Annotated in this window: 19 protein-coding genes and 1 riboswitch; of the genes, 15 read left to right on the forward strand and 4 right to left on the reverse strand. The window is 59.1% G+C overall.

The features are described from left to right. Positions 1 to 60: 60 nt before the first annotated feature. On the reverse strand, positions 61 to 744 hold the full coding sequence (gene flgA / locus MRK42_RS07380; RefSeq protein WP_124239744.1) for a flagellar basal body P-ring formation chaperone FlgA: 684 nt from the start codon (positions 742 to 744) through the stop codon (positions 61 to 63). Between the two features lie 143 nt (positions 745 to 887). Between flgA and MRK42_RS07385 the strand changes: the two genes are divergently transcribed. The 14 genes from MRK42_RS07385 to mgtE all read left to right on the forward strand — a co-directional run bounded on the left by MRK42_RS07385 (position 888) and on the right by mgtE (position 15,484). Further along, positions 888 to 1,799, forward strand: a complete 912-nt coding sequence (locus MRK42_RS07385) for a chemotaxis protein CheV (RefSeq protein ID WP_042025439.1) — start codon at positions 888 to 890, stop codon at positions 1,797 to 1,799. An 18-nt stretch (positions 1,800 to 1,817) separates the two neighbouring features. Next, positions 1,818 to 2,642 carry a protein-glutamate O-methyltransferase gene (locus MRK42_RS07390; protein ID WP_042025440.1) on the forward strand — a complete coding sequence of 275 codons (825 nt, stop codon included), beginning with the start codon at positions 1,818 to 1,820 and terminating at the stop codon, positions 2,640 to 2,642. Between the two features lie 251 nt (positions 2,643 to 2,893). Continuing rightward, positions 2,894 to 3,292, forward strand: coding sequence for a flagellar basal body rod protein FlgB (flgB, locus tag MRK42_RS07395; protein WP_338612072.1), 399 nt, complete (start codon positions 2,894 to 2,896; stop codon positions 3,290 to 3,292). Beyond that, positions 3,292 to 3,711: a flagellar basal body rod protein FlgC gene (gene flgC / locus MRK42_RS07400; protein ID WP_026456459.1), complete on the forward strand. Its 420-nt coding sequence runs from the start codon at positions 3,292 to 3,294 to the stop codon at positions 3,709 to 3,711. The genes flgB and flgC overlap by 1 nt, the downstream gene beginning before the upstream one ends. A 15-nt stretch (positions 3,712 to 3,726) precedes the next feature. Next, positions 3,727 to 4,473 carry a flagellar hook assembly protein FlgD gene (locus MRK42_RS07405; RefSeq protein ID WP_216992000.1) on the forward strand — a complete coding sequence of 249 codons (747 nt, stop codon included), beginning with the start codon at positions 3,727 to 3,729 and terminating at the stop codon, positions 4,471 to 4,473. A 10-nt stretch (positions 4,474 to 4,483) separates the two neighbouring features. Beyond that, positions 4,484 to 5,842, forward strand: a complete 1,359-nt coding sequence (gene flgE / locus MRK42_RS07410) for a flagellar hook protein FlgE (protein ID WP_026456461.1) — start codon at positions 4,484 to 4,486, stop codon at positions 5,840 to 5,842. Positions 5,843 to 5,994: 152 nt separating this feature from the next. Beyond that, positions 5,995 to 6,741, forward strand: coding sequence for a flagellar basal-body rod protein FlgF (flgF, locus tag MRK42_RS07415; RefSeq protein ID WP_026456462.1), 747 nt, complete (start codon positions 5,995 to 5,997; stop codon positions 6,739 to 6,741). Between the two features lie 14 nt (positions 6,742 to 6,755). After that, complete coding sequence (gene flgG, locus MRK42_RS07420; RefSeq protein ID WP_026456463.1) at positions 6,756 to 7,544, forward strand: flagellar basal-body rod protein FlgG; 789 nt, start codon at positions 6,756 to 6,758, stop codon at positions 7,542 to 7,544. Positions 7,545 to 7,558: 14 nt separating this feature from the next. After that, positions 7,559 to 8,230 (forward strand): flagellar basal body L-ring protein FlgH, encoded by a 672-nt coding sequence (gene flgH / locus MRK42_RS07425; protein ID WP_026456464.1) that lies wholly within the window; start codon positions 7,559 to 7,561, stop codon positions 8,228 to 8,230. Between the two features lie 8 nt (positions 8,231 to 8,238). Beyond that, complete coding sequence (locus MRK42_RS07430) at positions 8,239 to 9,336, forward strand: flagellar basal body P-ring protein FlgI (protein WP_042025443.1); 1,098 nt, start codon at positions 8,239 to 8,241, stop codon at positions 9,334 to 9,336. Between the two features lie 43 nt (positions 9,337 to 9,379). After that, positions 9,380 to 10,447 (forward strand): flagellar assembly peptidoglycan hydrolase FlgJ, encoded by a 1,068-nt coding sequence (gene flgJ, locus MRK42_RS07435; RefSeq protein WP_042025444.1) that lies wholly within the window; start codon positions 9,380 to 9,382, stop codon positions 10,445 to 10,447. Between the two features lie 3 nt (positions 10,448 to 10,450). Beyond that, positions 10,451 to 12,454, forward strand: coding sequence for a flagellar basal body rod C-terminal domain-containing protein (locus MRK42_RS07440; RefSeq protein WP_338612073.1), 2,004 nt, complete (start codon positions 10,451 to 10,453; stop codon positions 12,452 to 12,454). A gap of 4 nt (positions 12,455 to 12,458) precedes the next feature. After that, positions 12,459 to 13,667 carry a flagellar hook-associated protein FlgL gene (flgL, locus tag MRK42_RS07445; protein ID WP_042025446.1) on the forward strand — a complete coding sequence of 403 codons (1,209 nt, stop codon included), beginning with the start codon at positions 12,459 to 12,461 and terminating at the stop codon, positions 13,665 to 13,667. 174 nt (positions 13,668 to 13,841) lie between these two features. Next, positions 13,842 to 14,011, forward strand: a riboswitch (M-box (ykoK) riboswitch). 123 nt (positions 14,012 to 14,134) lie between these two features. Next, the gene (mgtE, locus tag MRK42_RS07450) at positions 14,135 to 15,484 is read left to right on the forward strand and encodes a magnesium transporter (protein WP_338612074.1); all 1,350 of its coding nucleotides are present in this window, start codon (positions 14,135 to 14,137) and stop codon (positions 15,482 to 15,484) included. 68 nt (positions 15,485 to 15,552) lie between these two features. On the opposite strand, the gene ppx is transcribed toward mgtE, so the two are convergent. The 3 genes from ppx to MRK42_RS07465 form a co-directional block, all read right to left on the reverse strand. Beyond that, entirely contained in the window at positions 15,553 to 17,043 is a 1,491-nt protein-coding gene (gene ppx / locus MRK42_RS07455; protein WP_338612075.1) for an exopolyphosphatase, read from the reverse strand. Beyond that, the gene (gene ppk1 / locus MRK42_RS07460; protein WP_268854836.1) at positions 17,033 to 19,102 is read right to left on the reverse strand and encodes a polyphosphate kinase 1; all 2,070 of its coding nucleotides are present in this window, start codon (positions 19,100 to 19,102) and stop codon (positions 17,033 to 17,035) included. Before ppk1 ends, ppx begins: the two co-directional genes overlap by 11 nt. Before the next feature lie 72 nt (positions 19,103 to 19,174). Then, positions 19,175 to 19,687 (reverse strand): ACT domain-containing protein, encoded by a 513-nt coding sequence (locus MRK42_RS07465; protein ID WP_042025450.1) that lies wholly within the window; start codon positions 19,685 to 19,687, stop codon positions 19,175 to 19,177. A 234-nt stretch (positions 19,688 to 19,921) separates the two neighbouring features. Here MRK42_RS07465 and MRK42_RS07470 point away from each other — a divergent pair, with 234 nt between their 5' ends. Next, positions 19,922 to 20,791 (forward strand): DUF2726 domain-containing protein, encoded by an 870-nt coding sequence (locus tag MRK42_RS07470; protein ID WP_338612076.1) that lies wholly within the window; start codon positions 19,922 to 19,924, stop codon positions 20,789 to 20,791. Positions 20,792 to 20,941: the final 150 nt, after the last annotated feature.

The raw sequence follows: 20,941 nt of genomic DNA on the forward strand, positions 1-20,941 counted from the left end.
TACCTGTTTATCGGTACGCCAGGTCAGAACTTTAGAAAAAAGTTGTCGACGATCCGGATATTAGAAAGTGACCGTGACGGCACCCACTGCGCTGACCTTTCCCTGCACGGTTTTACCGGAGCGAATGTTAACGAGCCTGATGATCTCTCCGAAGCTGCCATCTTGCAAGGCTCGGGCCATTGTTTTGATTTCAAAGTGGTTATTTTCTGCGGTCAGGGTGACCTGATCCCCTTTGCACACCACGCAGACCTGACTTAACCGGACGGGTTGCCCCGGCTTGAGTTCCCGCTTGCTGCGCACACCTATGAGGGCAGTGGTATCACTGAGGTAGTCGCCCCGGATCAGAGTCTGATCCAGATAGGCCAGTACCAGCTGGCTTTCGGTCAGCAGATCCCCCTTTGCGACCGGGTTGGCGACGGTGACATAGGGTTTCTGGATGCTCACCCGCACAGGTAAATAGACATCCCAGGGTTTGTCTTCCTCGCACTTCATGTAAACTGTTGTATTACGGCGAATTTCCATTTTTGCCGGGAGGGAGATGGTCAGGCTGTCTTCACAACGGGTCAGCGGTAGACGTTCATCCAGGGTCGCTGCAGTGACCTCGGCCCTGGCATCAAGCGGCACAGCCAGTTGCTCGTAGACGAATTCTTGCGCTCTTTCTTGCAGGTAATCGGTGACGTCCGACGCGTAGCTGGAGGAGATGCTGCCGAAAAAAAGGCTGATGAGTAAAAGTCGATTAATCATTTTCGCTCGTTGGTCGATAAGTTATCCACGCATATCACCAAATTAACTATGATTGCTTCAGGATTTGTTCGTTTCTACATCGATAGTCTGACGCAATCCATTACGCATGCATGAACAGTGCCAAGCGTTTTTAGGGAGTGTTTATGGCCAGTATTCTGGACTCGGTCAACCAACGCACCCAGCTAGTGGGGCAAAACCGGCTGGAGTTGTTGTTGTTTCGTCTCAATGGTCGTCAAAGATTTGGCATCAACGTATTCAAAGTACGTGAAGTGCTGCAGTGTCCCCCTCTGACCGTGATGCCCAAATTGAATTCCTGCATTCGCGGGGTCGCCCACATTCGTGGCCAGACCATTTCGGTCATCGATCTGAGCATGGCGATGGGCAAACGTCCCATCGAAGATCTGAGCAAGTGTTTCATCATCATTTCCGAATACAACCGCTCCATTCAGGGGTTTCTGGTGCACTCGGTCGAGCGCATCATCAACATGAACTGGGAGTCTATTCTGCCGCCCCCCAAAGGTGCGGGTCGTATCAACTACATGACGGCCGTCACCGAGGTGGATGGGGAGCTGGTCGAGATACTGGATGTAGAGCGCATCCTGAACGAGATCTCCCCTGTCTCAACCGAAGTGAGCCAAGAGTTGGTGGAAGCGAGCGTTGAACACCCGACATTGGGTCGTCCCGTGCTGGTGGCCGATGACTCCTCTGTTGCTCGCAAGCAGGTGCAGCGTGCGCTGCAGGCTATCGGGGTGGAGTGCGTGCTGGCCAAAGATGGCCGGGATGCACTGAACATGTTGCTGGAGATGGCCAAAAATGGCCCGATCAAGGATCAGATTGCTCTGGTCATTTCGGATATAGAGATGCCGGAAATGGATGGTTATACCTTCACGGCTGAAATCCGGAATAATCCCAACCTCAAGGATTTGCATGTTATTCTGCATACATCCCTCAGCGGAGTATTCAACCAGGCAATGGTGCAGAAAGTCGGTGCGAACAATTTTATTGCCAAGTTCCAGCCTGATGAATTGGCCAAGGCCGTACAAAATGCACTCTGATAAAAGAAGAACAGCTGCATGAAGACACTTTCGGACGACTTATACAAACAGTTCAGCAATTTTCTGGCGATACAGAGCGGGATTGTGCTGGGCGATAACAAACAGTATCTGGTGAAGAGCCGTCTTTCACCCTTGATGGCTCAGTTTGGCATTGAGAGTCTGTCTGATCTGGTTACCCGTGCAATGAGTGTGCGAGAGCGTGACCTGAAAATGGCGGTAGTGGATGCCATGACCACCAACGAAACCCTCTGGTTTCGCGATACCTACCCCTTTCAGCTGTTGACCGACAAGATCTTTCCCGAACTAGGCAAGAGTGGCCGCCCTGTTAAAATCTGGTCTGCGGCCTCTTCATCCGGACAGGAACCCTACTCGATAGCCATGACGGCGCTGGAGCAGCAGATGAAAAAGCCGGGCACCCTGCCGGGTGGCGTCCAGATCGTGGGAACGGATATTTCGACCACTATGCTTAACCAGTGCAAGGAAGGGGTGTATGACAGCCTGGCGCTGGCACGCGGCCTCTCTCCCGAGCGCAAGAAGATGTTTTTCGAGCCTTGTGGCGACAACAAGATGCGGGTGGTCGAGCGAGTCAGAAAATTGACCACCTTCAGACCGCTCAACCTGCTGGAGAGCTACAGCCTGCTCGGCAAATTTGACATTATTTTCTGCCGCAACGTACTCATCTACTTTGCGCCGGAAGTGAAGTCGAAGATCCTTAACCAGTTTGCCACCAGCCTTAACCCGGGTGGTTACCTGATGCTGGGGGCGTCTGAGTCGCTGGCCGGGCTGACTGACCGGTTCGAGATGATCCGCTGCAATCCGGGGATTGTCTACAAGGTCAAATAAGCCTTGGGGCCACGCCATCCAAGGGTTTGCGGGATCCTCTCGCATCATATGAATCATCAATGAGGGAAGCGACAGCTTCCCTCATTTTTTTATCTGACTGTACCTGTCTGCGCTTGAGCGTGACTGACAGTATGTCTGCCTCTTTGAGCGACCCACCGCCAAGCCGGGGATTGCCTGTCTGGGCATTCTATTGATATGAAACCTTTCTGGCATAGCTCTTGCTAACAAATACTCCAAGCAGGAGGTGTGCTATGGCTATTTCATTCGACAAGGCATTCGGGGTTCACCAATACACCCTGAGCGTGCGTGCCAAACGGGCAGAAGTGCTGTCCAGCAACATTGCCAACGCGGATACCCCGGGTTTCAAGGCCAGGGATCTCAATTTCGCTCAAGCGTTGCAGGAAGCCCGGCATCAACAGGGGTTTGGATTGGCGACCACAAGTGAAAAGCACTTTGCCCTGAATATGGATGCGCCGGGAACTGTGCAGTACCGCAACCCGCTGCAACCTGATACCGGTGATGGCAACACGGTGGATGTCCAGCAGGAGCGCAGCGAGTTTTTGCGAAATAGCCTTGAGTATCAAACCTCCCTCGAATTCATGAATGGCAAGATCAGTGGCCTGCTCAAGGCCCTGAAAGGAGATCAGTGATGAGTTTGTTCAAGGTCTTTGACATAGCAGGCTCGGCCATGAGTGCCCAATCGGTACGACTCAACACTGTGGCCAGCAATATGGCCAACGCAGACAGCGTCAGTTCGAGTGTGGAGGCAACTTACCATGCCAGGCGGCCAATTTTTGCCGCCCAGCTTGACCAGGCCATGTCGGATAAACAAGGGTCAGTCGGCGTTGAGGTGAAGGGGATAGTCGAGAGCAAGGCTCCCCTGCTCAAAGAGTACAACCCCAACCATCCCATGGCGGACAAAGACGGCTTCATCTTCAAGCCCAACGTCAACATGGTGGAAGAGATGGCTGACATGATCAACGCCTCGCGCAGTTACCAGACCAACGTTCAGGTTGCAGATTCGGCCAAGAAGATGCTGCAGCAGACGTTGAACCTGGGCAAATCTTGATAGGAGTGTTGTCACATGGTTGATATCACCAATACGCTGGGCGGGGTCAGTACGACAAGCCAGACATCGGGCACGAGCACGACCCCGAAGAAAGAGCTGGATCAGGCGTCATTCCTGAAACTGCTCACCATGCAGCTCTCTTATCAGGATCCGTTCAAACCGGTGGATAACGCCCAGACGCTGTCGCAGATGACCTCCATGTCGACGTCGGATGCCATCAACCAGCTGTCGACCCAGATGGGGAGCCTCAACGACCTGATGACCTCCAGCCAGGCGCTGCAGGCGTCGTCTCTGGTGGGGCAGAGCGTCCTTATTCCCTCGGATACCGGTTATCTCGATACAGATGGCCAGGTTTCCGGTGTGGCGGCCGTCGGTGGGCAAAAGCTTTCCAACCTCAAGATCACGGTTGAGGATGAAAAGGGTCAGGTCATCAAGGACTTCGTCATCAACGGTGAGCAGCAGGGCAACGTGCCGTTTACCTGGGATGGTACCGACAAGGATGGCAAGCCTGCTCCAGCCGGCAAATACAAGTTCAAAGTCAGTGGTACCGATGCCAGTGGCAAATCAGAGAGCATACCTGCACTGACTTACGGCCAGGTAGAGAGTGTGACCCTGGGGAGCTCGGCTTCTCCCACCCGGGTTCAGCTCAAAGGGCTTGGGTCCATTCTGCTGACGGATATCCTGGAGATCTCCGGCACCAAGAGCAAACCTGAAACAACCCCCACGCAACCAACTACACCTAATTCCTCAGCAGTGATTTAAGGAGCTGAACATGTCATTTAACAACGCTTTAAGTGGTGTCAACGCGGCACAGAAAGACCTTAACGTCACCGCTAACAACATCGCCAACGTCAACACTACCGGCTTCAAGGAGTCACGTGCCGAGTTTGCTGACGTCTATGCCAACTCCATCTTTGTCAACGCCAAGACTCAGGTCGGCAACGGTGTGGCAACCGGTGCGGTGGCGCAGCAGTTCCACCAGGGGGCGCTGCAGTTCACCAACAACTCGCTGGACCTGGCCATCCAGGGCAACGGTTTCTTCGTGACTTCGGACGGGCTGACCAACCTGGATCGCACCTACACCCGTGCCGGGGCTTTCAAGCTCAACGAAAACAGCTACATGGTCAATAACCAGGGCCACTATCTGCAAGGCTACGAGATCAATGATGACGGCACCCCCAAGGCGGTGAGCATCAATGCGACCAAGCCGATCCAGATCCCGGATCGGGCCGGTGAGCCGGTGCAGACCAGCAAGATAGAGGCGAGCTTCAACCTGCCTTCAACCGCGACCCCGCTGCCGGCGGGTAATGCTGCCGCGGATGCCTCGACCTTTGATCCGAAAGATTCGAAAACCTACTCCTCTTCGACTTCCGTGGTGGTTTACGACTCGCTGGGTGAACCCCATACCATCACCCAGTACTTTATCAAGGAGGCCGATCCGGCCGATCTGACCAAGCCGGCCGATCCCACCTCCTGGCGCATGTACCTGTATGAAGGGGACAAGCCCATCGATATCGTGGGGGGGACTGCCCCGACCATGGCCACCGGCCTGAACCAGGCGCCACAGGGGGCCAAGATCCAGTTTGGGGCCGATGGCAAGATGATCACCCCGACCAGCCCTGCCGTCATCACGACCGAAGCGCTGGGGGCCGGTGGTGCCGGCATCATTACCAACGGCGCCGATCCGACCCAGCAGGTGGAGATCAAGCTGGGAACCGTCACCCAGTATGCCTCTCCGTTCGAAGTCAACAAGTTGACACAGGATGGTTCCACCGTCGGTCGCCTGACCAAGGTCGAAATCACCCCGGATGGCATCGTCTCCGCCACCTACAGCAACGCAACTACGGTCAAGGTCGCCATGGTGGCCATGGCCAAGTTTGCCAACTCCCAGGGGCTGACCCAGGTGGGGGACACCTCCTGGCGCGAATCCCTGCTCTCTGGCGCCGCTCTGCCCGGTACGCCCAACTCGGGTACTTTCGGTAGCATCAAGTCGTCGGCACTGGAGCAGTCCAACGTCGACCTGACCAACGAGCTGGTGGACCTTATCACGGCGCAGCGCAACTTCCAGGCCAACTCCCGTTCGCTGGAAGTCAACAGCTCACTGCAGCAGACCATATTGCAGATCCGCTGATCTCTCTGATAGCGAGGCGCCTTTAGGCGCCTCGCGCTTTTCTGTCCCGCCTTCGACTATCCGCAAATCATCCCGTCACCGAGCCAAATTTACGCTGTTGGCATCCAAATTGCAGTTATCCCCTCAGAGTCATCTGTTTGACGGAGGATCCCATGGATCACCTGCTTTACATCGCCATGTCCGGGGCCAAGGAGAACATGAACAGTTTGGCTGTTCGTGGCAACAACCTGGCCAACGCCAACACCATCGGCTTCAAGTCTGATTTTGAGCAGGCCAGAAGCATGCAGGCGTTTGGCGAGGGCTTGCCGTCACGGGTATTTGCCATGACGGAGCGGCCGGGCCAGAACCTGCAGCACGGCATGCTGATGACGACCGGGCGGGATCTGGACGTGGCCGTGGATGGCCCGGGCTGGATTGCGGTACAGGATCCCAAGGGGGGAGAGGCCTTTACCCGCATGGGTAACCTCCAGGTGAGTGCCACGGGCAATCTGCAGACCTCGACCGGGCTCAACGTCGTGGATGACGGTGGCCGCCCCATCGTGCTGCCGATGCCAATGGAAAAGATCGAAATCAACCGGGATGGCACCATCAGTGGCCGTCCCGAAGGGGCCGCCGCCAACCTGCCGGAGGATTTCCAGCGGATCAAGCTGGTCAACCCGGCCGCCGATGCGGTGGAGAAAGGGCAGGATGGCCTGTTTCGCCGCAAGGATGGCCAGAACGAGGCGGCCTCCGCCAATGTCGGCCTGATTGCCGGCTCCCTTGAGGGGAGCAACGTCAATGTGGTTGACGAGATGACCAACCTGATCCGGCTGCAACGTCAGTTCGAAACCCAGGTCAAAATCATGAAGACGGCCGAGGAAAATGACGAGGCCCAAACCCAGCTGCTGCGTATCAGCTAATCAAGGAGTTTTACATGAATCCTGCACTCTGGATCAGCAAGACCGGGTTGGATGCCCAGCAGACCAACATTTCGGTCACCTCGAACAACCTGGCGAACGCCAGCACCGTCGGCTTCAAGAAGTCGCGGGCCATCTTCGAGGATCTGCTCTATCAAAACATCAACCAGCCAGGTGGCCGCTCCTCGGCGGATACCGAACTCCCCTCCGGCCTGATGCTGGGGGCCGGTGCCAAGGTGGTGGCGACCCAGAAAAACCACAGCCAAGGCAACGTCCAGACCACCGATAACTCGCTGGACCTGATGATCAGCGGCCGCGGCTATTTCGAAATCCAGCTGCCGGATGGTAGCGCCGCCTATACCCGTAATGGTCAGTTCACCCTGAACGACGAGGGGACCATAGTGACCCCGGGCAACGGTTATCCCCTGCAGCCCGAAATCCAGATCCCGCAGGATGCCCAGAGCGTCACCGTGGGGGAGGATGGCCAGGTCTCGGTCCAGCTCAAGGGCGATGGTGCTTCCCAGGTGGTGGGCCAGATCAATATCTCGGATTTCGTCAACCCCACCGGCCTGCAGCCGATGGGGGAGAACATGTTTGTCGAGACCCAGTCCAGCGGCGCGGCCATTCAGGGTACCGCCGGGGCTGACGGGATCGGGGTGATCAAACAGGGCATGCTGGAGACCTCCAACGTCAACGTGACCGAGGAGCTGGTCAATCTCATCCAGGCACAGCGTGTCTACGAGATGAACTCCAAGGTGCTCTCCGCCGTCGATTCCATGACGTCCTTCCTGATCCAGCGAACCTAATTAGGAGGTCCAGAATGAAAGCCGTATGGATGTTGGGATTACTGGTGCTGGGGGGCTGTTCGTCCACGCCCTATACACCCAGACCGGATGACCCCGAGTTTTCTCCCGTCTACGGGGAGTCGGAGCCGGTATCGGTCAAACCCACCGGAGCCATTTTTCAACCGGATCAGGTCAATGGCATCTATTCGGACATCAAGGCGCACAAGGTGGGTGACATCATCACCATCGAACTTGCCGAATCGACCTCGGCGTCCAAGAAGGCCAACACCCAGAGTGGCAAGGACAACAAGTTCAACCTGGATACCGTCACCCTGGGTGGCGTGCCGGTGACGGCCAGCCCCTACGATCTCTCCGCCAACATTGGCCAGAACAGCGCCTTCAAGGGGCAGGCCAAGGCGGATCAGAGCAACAGTCTGCAAGGTAACATCTCGGTCAGCGTGGCCAAGGTGCTACCCAATGGCAACCTGCTGGTGCGGGGCGAGAAGTGGATCATGCTCAACAACGGCAACGAATATATCCGCATCACGGGTCTCATCCGTCCCGAGGATGTCTCCTCGGAGAACAGCGTCTCCTCCCAGAAGGTGGCGAATGCCCGCATCTATTACGGCGGCACCGGTGATCTGGCCAATAGCCAGGAGCAGGGATGGCTCACCAGCTTTTTCAATGGTCCCTGGTGGCCGCTCTAGGAGATGTTATGAAGTCACTGCGTCTTGTGGCCCTGCTCTGCTGCCTGTTGCCCCTGGGGGCGGCCCACGCCGCCCGCATCAAGGACATCAGCTCGGTGGAAGGGGTGCGTAGCAACCAGCTGATCGGCTATGGCCTGGTGGTGGGTCTGCCCGGTACCGGTGAGAAGAACAACGCCTTCACCGAGCAGACCTTCCGTACCATGCTGAACAACTTCGGCATCAAGGTACCGGACAACATCAAGCCCAAGATCAAGGACGTGGCGCCGGTGGCCATCCATGCCGATCTGCCCCCCTTCTCCAAGCCGGGGCAGACCATAGATGTGACCGTTTCCGCCATCGGCGAGGCCAAGAGCCTGCGTGGTGGCACCCTGCTGCAGAGCTTCCTCAAGGGGCTGGATGGCCGGGTTTATGCGGTCGCCCAGGGCAGCCTGGTGGTTGGCGGTCTGGGGGCCGAGGGGGCCGATGGTTCCAAGGTGGTGATCAACACCCCGACCGTGGGACGTATCGCCAATGGCGCCACCGTGGAGCGGGAGGTACCGAACTCCTTCAGCCAGGGGGATACCATCACCTTCAACCTCAATCGCCCGGACTTCACCACCGCCCGCCGTCTGGCGGACGTGGTCAACGATTTGGTCGGCCCCAATACGGCCCAGGCCCTCGATGCCACCTCGGTGCAGGTTTATGCGCCGCGGGATCCGGGCCAGCGCGTCTCCTATCTCGCCACCATCGAGAACCTGGAGGTGGATCCGGCCAACGAGGCGGCCAAGATCATCGTCAACTCCCGCACCGGTACCATCGTCATCGGCAGCGAGGTACGCCTCAAGCCGGCCGCTGTCAGCCATGGCGGCCTGACGGTCACCATCGCGGAAAACCAGCAGGTGTCCCAGCCCAATCCGCTCTCCGGCGGCCAGACGGCGGTCACCAACAACTCCACCATCAATGTGCAGCAGGCCGAGGGACGCATGTTCAAGCTGGATACCGGCGCGACCCTGGACGATCTGGTGCGGGCAGTGAATCAGGTCGGGGTGGCCCCCGGCGATTTGATGGCGATCCTCGAGGCGCTGCAGCAGGCGGGTGCCATCGAGGGCCAACTGGTCATATTGTAACAAGCGGCAAGGGGTTGCCGTGGGCGGCAATGAGGTATGAGAAATGGCAGAATTTGACAGCAACAGCGGCATGAATCTTGGGGTCGTACAGGATATCCAGAACCTGGATCGCCTGCGCCAGATGAGCCAGAGCGAGAGCAAGGAGGGGAAAGCAGAAGCGCTGCAAGCCGCCTCCCGTCAGTTCGAGTCCATCTTTACCCAGATGCTGTTCAAGGGGATGCGCCAGGCCAACCAGGTGCTGACCCAGGACAACCCCATGAGCAGCAGCTATACCCAGTTCTATGAGGGGATGCTCGACGAGCAACGGGTCGCCGACATGTCCAGCAAGGGGGGCCTGGGGCTGGCCAACATGGTGGCCAAACAGCTTTCGCCCGAGACCTTCACCCACAGCGATGGCCGCATCCTCAAGATGCCCCAGCGTACCGAGCGGGTCTACAAGCCCTATCAGCCGCCCACCGCTGCCGCCAACGATTTGATTGAAGCCTCAAAAGTTGGCAAAGATTTTGCTGAAAAGGAGATGGCGCAAGAGAAACGTGACCTTGCCGCGCCGCGCCGGACTCACCGCACCGTGCCCCCGATGGGGCCCAGACACAGCGCTGGCGCGACTGCGCAGGATGGCAGCCAGGGTTTTGACACTCCGCAGGAGTTCGTCAACCGCCTGATGCCGCTGGCCAAGAAGGCGGCGGACAAGCTGGGCCTGAGCCCGGCGGTGCTGGTGGCCCAGGCTGCCCTCGAGAGTGGCTGGGGCAAGCGGGTGATCCGGGATGGCGAAGGCCAGATAACCCACAACCTGTTTGGCATCAAGGCCGATCCGCGCTGGCAGGGGCCAAAAACCGTGGTCAGCACGCTGGAGTATGAACAGGGAGTGGCCTCGCGCCAGAAGGCGGCCTTCCGTTCTTACGAATCGTTTGAAGAGAGCTTCAACGACTACGTGGATTTCCTCACCTCGGGCACCCGCTACAAGGGGGCGCTGGCCAAGGTGGACAGTCCGGACCGCTACTTTGAAGCCTTGCAGCAGGCGGGATATGCCACGGATCCCCACTATGCCAGGAAACTGAAACAGGTATTGCGCAGCGATGCCATTGCCCAATACAACGAAAGGGAGCTGTAACGTATGGCAAGCGATCTGCTTGGAATTGGTACCTCGGGCGTGCTGGCACAGCAACGCCTGCTGCAGACCACCAGCAACAACATAGTCAACCTCAACAGCCAGGGCTATGTGCGCGAACGGACGCTGGTTTATACCAATTCCATCGGATTGGGCACGGGCGACATGGTGACCGAGCGGGTCATCAACAGTTACGCCCAGGGGGAAATGCGCCGTGACACCTCGGCCTATCACGCCTCCGCCACCCGCTTTGAACAGCTCTCCACCGTCGACGGCCTGCTCGGGGATACCAGCAACAGCGTCGGTACGGCCATTACCTCCTATTTCAAGGCGTTTCACACCGCCAACGAGTCCCCTGCCGAGATCGGCGGGCGCAAGACCACCATGACCGAACTCGGCAACCTGGTGAACCGCTTCCATACCCTCTCAGGTCAGTTCGACACCCAGATGGATACCATCAACAAGCGTATCGAGGACGAGACCAAGCAGGTCAACAGCCTGCTCAACAGCATCAATGACCTCAACCAGGCCATCCTGCGCACCCAGGGTTCCCCCGAAGAGAACCTGATGCTGTTCGATCAGCGGGACGAGGCCATTCGCAAGCTCTCCGAGAAGATGGACATCCGCACCGTGCCCCAGGCCAATGGCAGCATGCTGGTCAACCTCAGCACCGGCCATTCGCTGGTGCTCGACGGCGGCGTGGCCCAGTTCCAGACGGTGGCCGGCGATCCGGACTCCCGCTCCCTGGAGCTCAAGCTGACCATGGGCAAGAATGAGGCCGATATCGACCACACCATCTTTGGCGGCGCCCTGGGCGGTCTGTTTGCCGCCCGCGACGATCTGGAGCCGACCCAGCGTGAGTTGGGCCAGTTGGCCATTGCCATGGCCGATGCCATGAACCGCCAGAACCACCTCGGCATGGATCTGGACAACGAGATCGGCGGCGATATTTTCTCCCTGCCCAGCAGCAAGGGGTTGCCCTACAGCGACAACGCCGGTACTGCGGGGGCCACGGTCAACTTCGTGCCCGGCAAGGGGGGGGAAGTGACCACCTTCGATTACGAGATCCAGTTCAGCAGTGCGACCGGATACGAGGTTTTCTCCCTGGACAAGGACGGCAACCGTACCTCCATCACCACGGGCACAACACCGCCGACGACTTTCGAGATCCCGGGCCATGGTCTCTCGGTGGATCTCACCGGGGCGCCTGCCGCCGGTGACAAGCTGCTGCTGCAACCAACCAAACATGCCGCGGCCGGGGTGGAACAACTGATCACCCGGCCCGAAGATCTGGCCCTGGCGTCGCCCCTCAAGGGGGACAAGGACAGCAACAACTTTGGCAGTGCCGAGATCAAGCTGAACGGCATTTTCAACACCGGGGCCGGTTCGAGCTTTGGCGCCAACAGCCTGGATCCGGCCGCGCCCCAGGTCATCAAGATCGACAGTGCCGGCAACTACGAAGTCTACGCAAAAGACGGTACCACCCTGATCGGGGTAGCCCCTGCCTCCAGCAAGGGGCAGAACCTGATGGGGGCCATCGTCAACCCCTTCCCGGCGGGCACGCCTGTCTACAGCGATCCCAAGCAGACGCCGGGCTATGAGTTCAGCATCACTGGAACGGTCGAGCCCAAGGATACCTTCACCATCAGCTACAACGAGGATGGCTTTGCCGACAACAGTAACGGCCTGGCGCTGGCCGAGCTGCAAAACAAGGATTTGGTGCGCAAGAGCAGCAGCGGCAATACCAGCAACGACAAGATGACTTTCAACGAAGCCTATTCCGGCCTGGTGATGGGGGTGGGGAACAACACCAGCCAGGCGCGCACCCAGCTCAAGGCCAACGAGGCCAAGCTGATCCAGAGTTCCGGCATCTACGAAAGCGTGTCAGGGGTCAACCTGGAGGAGGAGGCGGCAAACCTGATCCGCTTCCAGCAATCCTATGCCGCCTCGGCCCAGGTGGTCAGCACGGCCAAGACCATCTTCGACACCCTGCTCTCTTCCGTGAGGTAAGTTCATGCGTATCACCACCAACATGATTTACAACCGCAGCCTCAGCTCACTGAACAACGCCAACGAGCGGATCGCCAACGCCTATGAGCAGTTGCAGACCGGCAACAAGTTCAAGACGGCGGGGGAGGATCCTTCCGGCATGAGCCAGAAGATGGCCCTCACCAAGGAGATCGATCTGTTCAAGCAGTACGGCATCAACGGCAGTCTGCTGGAGAACAGCCTGGGTCACGAGGAGACGGTGTTGAGCTCCATCAACACCGCCATGATGAGCGCCCAGACCCTGATCCAGAAGGCCAACAACTCGGCGGTCAGCTTCGATGACCGCAAGGCCATCGCCAGCGAGCTGGAAGGGCTGCAACAGCAGATCTTCGACCTGATGAACAGCAAGAACTCCCAGGGGGAGTACATCTTCGGGGGCAACCAGAGCAAGAACCAGCCCTTCATCAAGGATGCGAGCGGCAACTATGTGTTTCAGGGAGACACGGGTCAGCGCAACATCCAGGTCTCGCCCACCGTCGAGATCGCGGCCAACGACTCGGGCCAGGGGTTGTTCCAGATCGTGGCCACCCGCCGTACCGCCAGCGCCACTACCGGCAACCTCAAGGTGGAGATCGCCGATCAGGGCAACTTCGACAGCTTCTACCGCAATAACTACGACTCCTCCCTGGCCAGCAACAAGTACACCATCACCACCACGGCGGGTACCCCGGATACCTACGAGATCCTGGATGCTGGAGGCAACCCGGTGCAGTCTGGGGATTATGTGGCGGGTAACAAGATCCCCTTCAACGGGATGGAGCTGACCCTGGATCTGCCGGCCGGCGGCGCCGCCCAGGAGCTGGTGCTGGATCCGCCGCAAAACGACAATATCCTGAACGGCATGTCGAACTTCATCAACGACCTGCGCGATCCTTCCATCACCCCGGAGAACTTCCAGCTGTCGGTGGCCGATGCGAGCGTGCACATGAACAACGCCCGCTTCAACATGGATCGCGGGCTGGGGGATCTCGGCAGCCGGATGAACAGCCTGGAGCAGGTGATGAACTCCAACGAGGGGCTAAGTACCCTCAATACCGAGGCGCGGGCCAAGGTGTCGGAAGCGGATCTCTACGATGTGATCTCGACCCTGGCCAAGGAGGACGCCGCCCTGAGCGCCTCCCAGCTCTCGTTCAGTAAGATAAGCCGCTTGACCCTGTTCGACTACATCCGCTGATGCATGAACTAACAAAAGGCCCTTCGGGGCCTTTTGTTATCCCGCCTTACACCCAATCCGCCGACAATTGTAACAAGCTGTTGCGTATGGCTATTTTTGCCGCGCCCTGGGTTGACCCCTCTGGCCGATTGGCTGATCATGCCGCCCGCACAACAGGGGTTGTGCGTATTATTTGCAGCATCTCGTTAGGCGAGGCTCCTGTATAAACACAGGCCACTGATCTCACGACGTCCAGAGACGCCCAAGATCAGGACAGTTTTCATCGGATTAAGGTGTCAACCCAAGTGGCTTCCGGCATGCCGGATACGTTATGCAGTGCTAAAGCTGGTACGTGGGGATGATGACACGCCGAACGGCGTCATTTCCTGCCTATTACTCGTCCATCAAATTGCTGTTTTCTTGTCGTCACATCCGGCGCCCTGCCGGATGTGTTCAGGCTTGCCTGAAATCACATGAGGATATCTGTGATGAAGAAAACACACACCCTTCTCAATCGTCATCAACTGCTCGATCTGGCGGCCCTGCAGGGCTGGCTGGCGCACAATCTGGATCCGGTCCAGCGCGCCGATCAACTGCTGACCCTGAAGGCTGAAGAGCTCAACTGTGTCTTTGACACCCTGCCGGTCACGCAAGGGGGCGCCCTGCTGGGGTCGCTGCCGGCGGAGAGTGCCGGCAACCTGCTACTGAGGTTGCATGGCAGCATCGTCAGCGTGCTGCAGGAGGCTATCCCCCGCCGGGAGATGGTGACCATATTGCGCAAACTGGGTCGCAAGGATCGCCCCCGCCTGCTCGAGCGTTTTCCGGCGCAGGCCAGGGAGATGTACGAGGCCCTGCTGGATTGGCCCACCGAATCGGTAGGGGCCAACATGCGCCAGGAGTATCTGGCGGTGCGGGAAGCCGACTCTGCAGGCCGGGCCCGGCAACTGCTCCACGATGCCTGGGACAACGCCAGACTGTTTCGCCAAATCTACGTCGTCAACGGGGAGGGCAAACTCCTGGGGAGCATCTCCCTCAAGGCGCTGTTGATCGCCGACCCGCAGGCGAGCGTAGCGACCCTGATGGACAGGGAAGCTGTGCGGATCAATGCACGGGCGGATCAGGAGCTGGCGGCGCGCCTGCTGATCGACCGTGACCTCCAGGTATTGCCGGTGGAGGATAGAGGGCGCCTGGTGGGGATCTTTCACCTCGACGATGCCGCCGACATTCTGGAGCGCGAATCCACCGAGGATGCCGAGATGCAGGGGGGATCATCGCCCCTCGATACCTCCTATCTGCAGGCGACCCCCTGGCAGCTGTGGCGCAAGCGAGTAGGTTGGCTGCTGGTCCTGTTCGTGGCTGAAGCTTACACCGGCACGGTATTGCGGGCGTTTGAAGAGCAGTTGGAGGCGGTCATCGCCCTGGCTTTTTTCATTCCGCTACTCATCGGCACCGGCGGTAACAGTGGCACCCAGATCACCACCACGATCGTGCGCGCCATGGCAGTGGGGGAGGTGAGCCTGCGCAATTTGGGTTCGGTACTGAGAAAGGAGCTATCTACCGGCGTGCTGATTTCCCTGGCCATCGCGCTGGCCGCCTGGGTGCGGGCCTGGAGCCTGGGGGTTGGGCCCGAGATTGGACTGGTGGTGACCCTGACCATCATCGCCATCGTGCTGTGGAGCGCCACTGTCGCCTCGGTGATCCCCATGGTGCTGCGTCGCTTTAGGATCGATCCGGCCGTAGTGTCGGCGCCCTTCATCGCCACCCTGGTCGATGGCACCGGTCTCATCATCTACTTCGAAATTGCCAAGCTGTTGTTGCCGCAACTGCAGGTGGCGTAAGCAAGAAGCCCGTCAGCAATAAGGCAGCCAGTGGCTGCCTTATTGCTTTGCTGTGAGCGGTCGGTTTGTCAAGTGAGGTGAAACAGCAGGGGCCAGTCCTGTTCATTGCAGTAGCGCTGCTCTTTTTCCAAGTTTTGCATCAAGAGCCGGTTCTCCTCGCACCAGCTGGCGGGCAGGTTGACCACCAGTTGATCGCCGGCTGCCTGCACGTGCAGCTCGGGCAGCAGGTCATCCTGGCGCTTGTGATGGGCCGCCACGGCGAGGCGCAGGATGCGGATGCAGCGCAGCACCGTCTGCTCGTCGTGGTTGGGCAGGGCGGGCAGCTCGGCGAGTTTGAGCCCTTTGCGCTGGAAGCGCACCAGGGCCGCCAGCAGGGCCTGATCGTCCTGGTTGAAGCCGGGCAAGTCGGTGTGCTGCAGGATATAGGCGGAGTGGCGATGGATGCCGCTGTAGTTGATGGCAAGGCCAATCTCGTGCAGCCGCGCCGCCCAGCCGAGGATGGCGCGATAGGGCTCGGTCGGCATCTGCCAGGGCGCTTGCAAGGCATCGAACAGGGCCAAGACACTCTGCTCGACCCGGGCGGCCTGCCTCTTGTCCATCTTGTAATGCAGCCCGAGAGCCTGGGCGGTGCGCTCGCGAATGTCGTGGTGCTGCAGCCGCTCCTCGAATTCATAGAGCAAGCCTTCGCGCAGGGCGCCGTCGGAGTACTCCATCCGCTCGATGGGCAGGGAGGTAAAGAGCCCGAGCAGGATGGCCACCGCGGCGGCGAACACCTCCTGCCGCTCCTCTGACAGACCGGTCAGTTTGAGATTGTCCACCCGCTTGCGTTCAATCATCTCGGCCTTGAGTCGCTCCAGCCCCGCCAAGGTGATACCGCCGTCGGTCCAGCCTTCCCCCTGCAGCACGTCCCGCACGGTGCGGATCGACCCCGAGCTGCCGAGGCAGCTCTGCCAGCCGAGCTTGCGGTACTGGTTGATGATGGGGGCGAGTTGGTGCTGGGCCTCCAGCACGGCGCTGGTGAAGGCCTTCTCGGTGAGCTTGCCGCCGGCAAAGAAGCTCTGGGTAAAGCTGACGCAACCCATCTTGCGGCTGGTGAGCGCCTTGTGTTCGAACCCCTCGCCAACGATGAGCTCAGTGCTGCCGCCACCGATGTCCACCACCAGCACCTGACCCTCGATGTGCTGGGTATGGGCGACTCCCTGATAGATGAGGCGCGCCTCCTCCTGACCGCTGATGATCTCGATGGGGTGGTTGAGCACCTTGGCCGCCTCGCTAACAAATTCGCGGGCGTTGCTGGCGCGGCGCAGGGTATAGGTGCCGGCGATGCGGATATGCTCCGGCCTGATGTTGGTGAGCCGCTCGGCAAACAGCGCCAGGCAGGCGAGGCCGCGGGCCATCGCCTCCGGGCTCATCCGCTTTTGTTCATCCATCCCTTCCGCCAGCCTCACCCGCTCCTTGATGCGATCGACGATGCGAAAACGCCCCTCCGAGAGGTGGGCGATCACCATGTGAAAACTATTGGAGCCGAGATCCACGGCGGCATACAGACTATTGTCCATTGTTGGCCTCGATACGTTTGAGGTAGTCGTAAATCGCGACCTGGGAGCGGATCTTGCGGCGGTTGCCCCGCTTCACGTATTCGTTCTTCTGGTCGGCATCGATGACCCGCGCCTTGCAGGTGTCGCTCAGTTGCAGCTCGAGAATGTCGAGGATGCGCTGCTTGAGCCGCTCGTCATAGATGGGGGTGCCCACCTCGATCCGCCCGTCGATGTTGCGGCTCATCCAGTCGGCGCTGGAGATGTAGAGCTGGGGATTGCCCTTGTTGTGAAACACCATCACCCTCGGGTGTTCGAGGAAGCGGTCGATGATGCTGATGACCCGGATGTTGTCACTGAGGCCCGGCACACCCGGGCGCAGGGCGCACATGCCGCGGATGATCATCTGGATGGGCACCCCGGCCTGGCTCGCGGCATAGAGACGGTTGATGAGGTCTCTGTCCACCAGGTTGTTGATCTTGAGAGTGATGCCGCTGGGCTGGCCCGCCTTGGCGTTGGTGAGCTCGTTGTCGATCATCCGGTAGAGCTGGCGGCGGCTGTTGATGGGGGAGACCAGCAGGTGGTTGAACTTGTAGCGCCGATAGGGGTATTCGATGTACTCGAACACGCTCTCCACCTCGGCGGTGATGTCCGGGTGGCGGGTCAGCAGGGAGAAGTCGGTGTAGATCTTGGCGGTCTTCTCGTTGAAGTTGCCGGTGCCGATGTGGGCATAGCGCACCGCTTCGCCATTTTCGTGGCGAGTGATGAGGCAGAGCTTGGAGTGGATCTTGAGGCTCGGTACCCCGAACACTACCTTGACTCCGGCATTGGTCAGGATATTGGCCCAGTCGATGTTGGCCGCCTCATCGAAACGAGCGCGCAGCTCCACCACTACCGTCACCTTCTTGCCGTTGTTGGCGGCATCGATGAGGGAGTGGATGATCCGCGACTTCTTGGCGACCCGGTAGATATTGATGCGAATGGCACTGACCGCCGGATCGAACGCCGCCTGGCGCACCAGCTCGGTGAAGTGGTGGAACTTGTGGTACGGGTAGTAGAGCAGTATGTCCTGCCTGGTGATGGCGTCGAAGGCATTGACGAAACCGTCGAAGTCGCGGCACTCCAGGGCCGGCAGCTTGGGGTTTTCCAGATAGTCCCGCCCCACATTGGGGAAGCCGATGAAATCCTTGAAGTTGTGATAGCGCCCGCCGGGCATGATGGCGTCGTAGGAGCTGATCTGCAGCTTGAGCTTGAGGAAGCTTATCATGGCCGCCGGCATCTCCCGCTCGTAGACGAAGCGCACCGGCATGGCGGTGAGGCGCTGTTTCAAGCCATCACTCATCTTGTCCACCAGGCTGAGGTCGAGCTGGTCGGAGAGGTCATACTCGGCGTCGCGGGTCAGCTTGACCGCATAGGCGGCAATCTCGTCGTAATCGAAGAAGCCCTTGAAGATCTCGTCCAGACAGAAGCGGATGACGTTGTCCAGGATGATGATCTGCTTCTTGCGCCGGGTGCCCTCCGGCGGCAGCTGGAAGAAGCGGGGCAGATCGTCGGTGGGTACCTCCACCAGGGCGTACTGGATCACCTGGCCATTCTTCTTCATCTCGATGGCCAGATAGGTGTACTCATCCTTGAGGAACTTGACCGGGTTGACCTCCTTGTTGAGCAGGATCGGGATGATGTGGCGCAACACCTTCTCCCGGAAAAAGACCCGCAGCCATTTCTGGATGTTCTCGGAGAGCTGGTTCTCGTTGACCAGGAAGATGTTGTGGCGGGCCAGCGCGATCAGCAGCTCCTTGTAGGTGTTATCGAACGCCTCGCCAAGGGCCATCACCTTCTGCTGGATGGCCCGCAGCAACACCTTGGCTTCGTCATCGCCGCCGTGTACCTCGTTGATCAGGATGCGGCGCTTGACGTCAGATACCCGCACCTTGAAGAACTCGTCCTGATTGGACGAGAAGATCCCGAGGAAGCGGACCCGCTCGATGAGGGGCACCGTCTTGTCCATCGCCTCTTGCAACACCCGTTCATTGAATGAGAGCCAGCTCAGCTCTTTCTCTTCATACAGCTTGTCGGTGCTCATCTTGTGCCTCTGTGTCGATCCGTTTTAGGGGCTGGTATGGCGTGAATATATGACAGTTCAATGACAAAAATATTACTCGCCAAACCCCTCGTCGATATCGACCACCAGATCATCGGAGAGGGACTCCAGTGCGCCGATCAGGGTCTCCATTTCGAGCTCGTCTGGCAGGGCGACCAGCGCGTGGGCATAGAAGAGCGGGGCGCCGGAATGGGGTGCCGGTTCACAGCCGGTGGTGAGATCGGCCACGTTGATGTTGAGCTGGCGCAAGATGCTGGCCACCTCGTGGACAATACCGGGGCGATCGTTGCCGGTGACCGTCATCATCATCTGGTTGACTGGCTCTGCCGAGGGGGTTCCTTCGGCGAAGCTGATGGTGAGGCCTGGCAGCATGGCCAGCGCCTCGCACAGGCTGCGATAGTGCTCTTCGGGAACCGATACATGGAGGATGCCGGCAAACTGACCTGCTAATTCACTCATGGCACTGCCCAGCCAGTTGCCCTGCTCGCGGCTGATGACGGCCGCCAGGCTTTCGACGATCCCGGGTTTGTCTGCACCGATCACGGTGACCACCAATTGCTTTTGCATCCTGCTCTCCTTGGAATGGTTTTTGGTCCGGCCGGGATGTCGTCGCGAGTGCAACATCATCTCAACCGACCCTAGCATTGTGCCTGCTGTGGCAGGCCATATGAAGCCCCGTCCGCAGGCAAATGGACAAAAAGCGGGGCGTTTTGCATATCCGCCTCATTGCCGGCTGCCTTGTGCCACGACGGCTGTGGTAGAGTGAGCGCCCTGTCGTGTCGTGAACTGGATCGCGTTTTCATGAATATCCTCATCCTTTCGGGTTTGCTGTTGCTGGCGCTGCTTGTGCTGGCGATCGTCTGGCGTCGGGGCCGGCGCCCGCAGCGTCTGCCCTATGAGCTGCAGGAGACTCTGCTAAACCCCGCCGAGCGGGCCTTTCTCACCGTGTTGGAACAGGCGGCAGGGGAACAGGCCAGGGTCTTTGCCAAGGTGCCGGTGGCCGATGTGCTGGCGCCACAGGCCGCTCTTGGCAAGGGCAAATGGCAGCAGTACGCGGGCAAGATAGGGGGCAAGCATTTTGATTACCTGCTGTGCCATCCCGCCGATCTCTCTTTTGTCTGCGCCATAGAGCTCGATGACAGTGGCCCCCGCCACCAGAAGCGCAAGGTGCGTGACAGCTTCCTGAAGGCGGCCTGTGATGGCGCCGGTTTTCCCCTGCTGCAGATCCCCGCAGGCAGCCACTATCTGGTGGAAGATCTGCGCGAGCAGCTTCAGCCGCTGTTGACCAAGAGGCGTGAACCGCAGGCCGATGAGCTGCTGCCCGGGGAGCGGCGAGAACCAACCTTCAACCCGTTGTTGCTCGATGGGGTCGATGTGGAAGGCAAAGAGCACAAGCGGGCTGCCCCCCTGGCCGGGCTGTCGTCAACCGAACCCGAGTTGGCTGTCACCAGGACAACCGTCGTGTCCGAGCCAGCAGAAGAGGAGCTGGCCGCTCTGCTGTTCGACGATCCGGAGGATGATGAGGAGCAAGACGCCCCCCACTGTCCTCGCTGCGATGCCCCGCTGGTGGAGCGGGAAGCCAAAAAAGGCCCTCATGCCGGCCGGCTATTTCTCGCCTGCAGTCGTTTTCCCGAGTGCCGTTACGCAGCTCCTCACCATTCCCGTCACTGAGCTTGTCGGGAGTGCCGACACGGCCCGCCTGGCGGGCCGTTTTCCCCGTTTCTGCTTGCGCAAAAAAATCGTTGGCAAAATTTATCTTCTCCCCTCTTTGTGTCGATACACTTACCCTGACTACGACAATTTTTGACAATGTGTCGGATT

This window comes from Aeromonas sp. 19NY04SH05-1 (genome assembly GCF_040581895.1).
In the GTDB taxonomy this organism is placed as follows: Bacteria; Pseudomonadota; Gammaproteobacteria; order Enterobacterales; family Aeromonadaceae; genus Aeromonas; species Aeromonas enteropelogenes.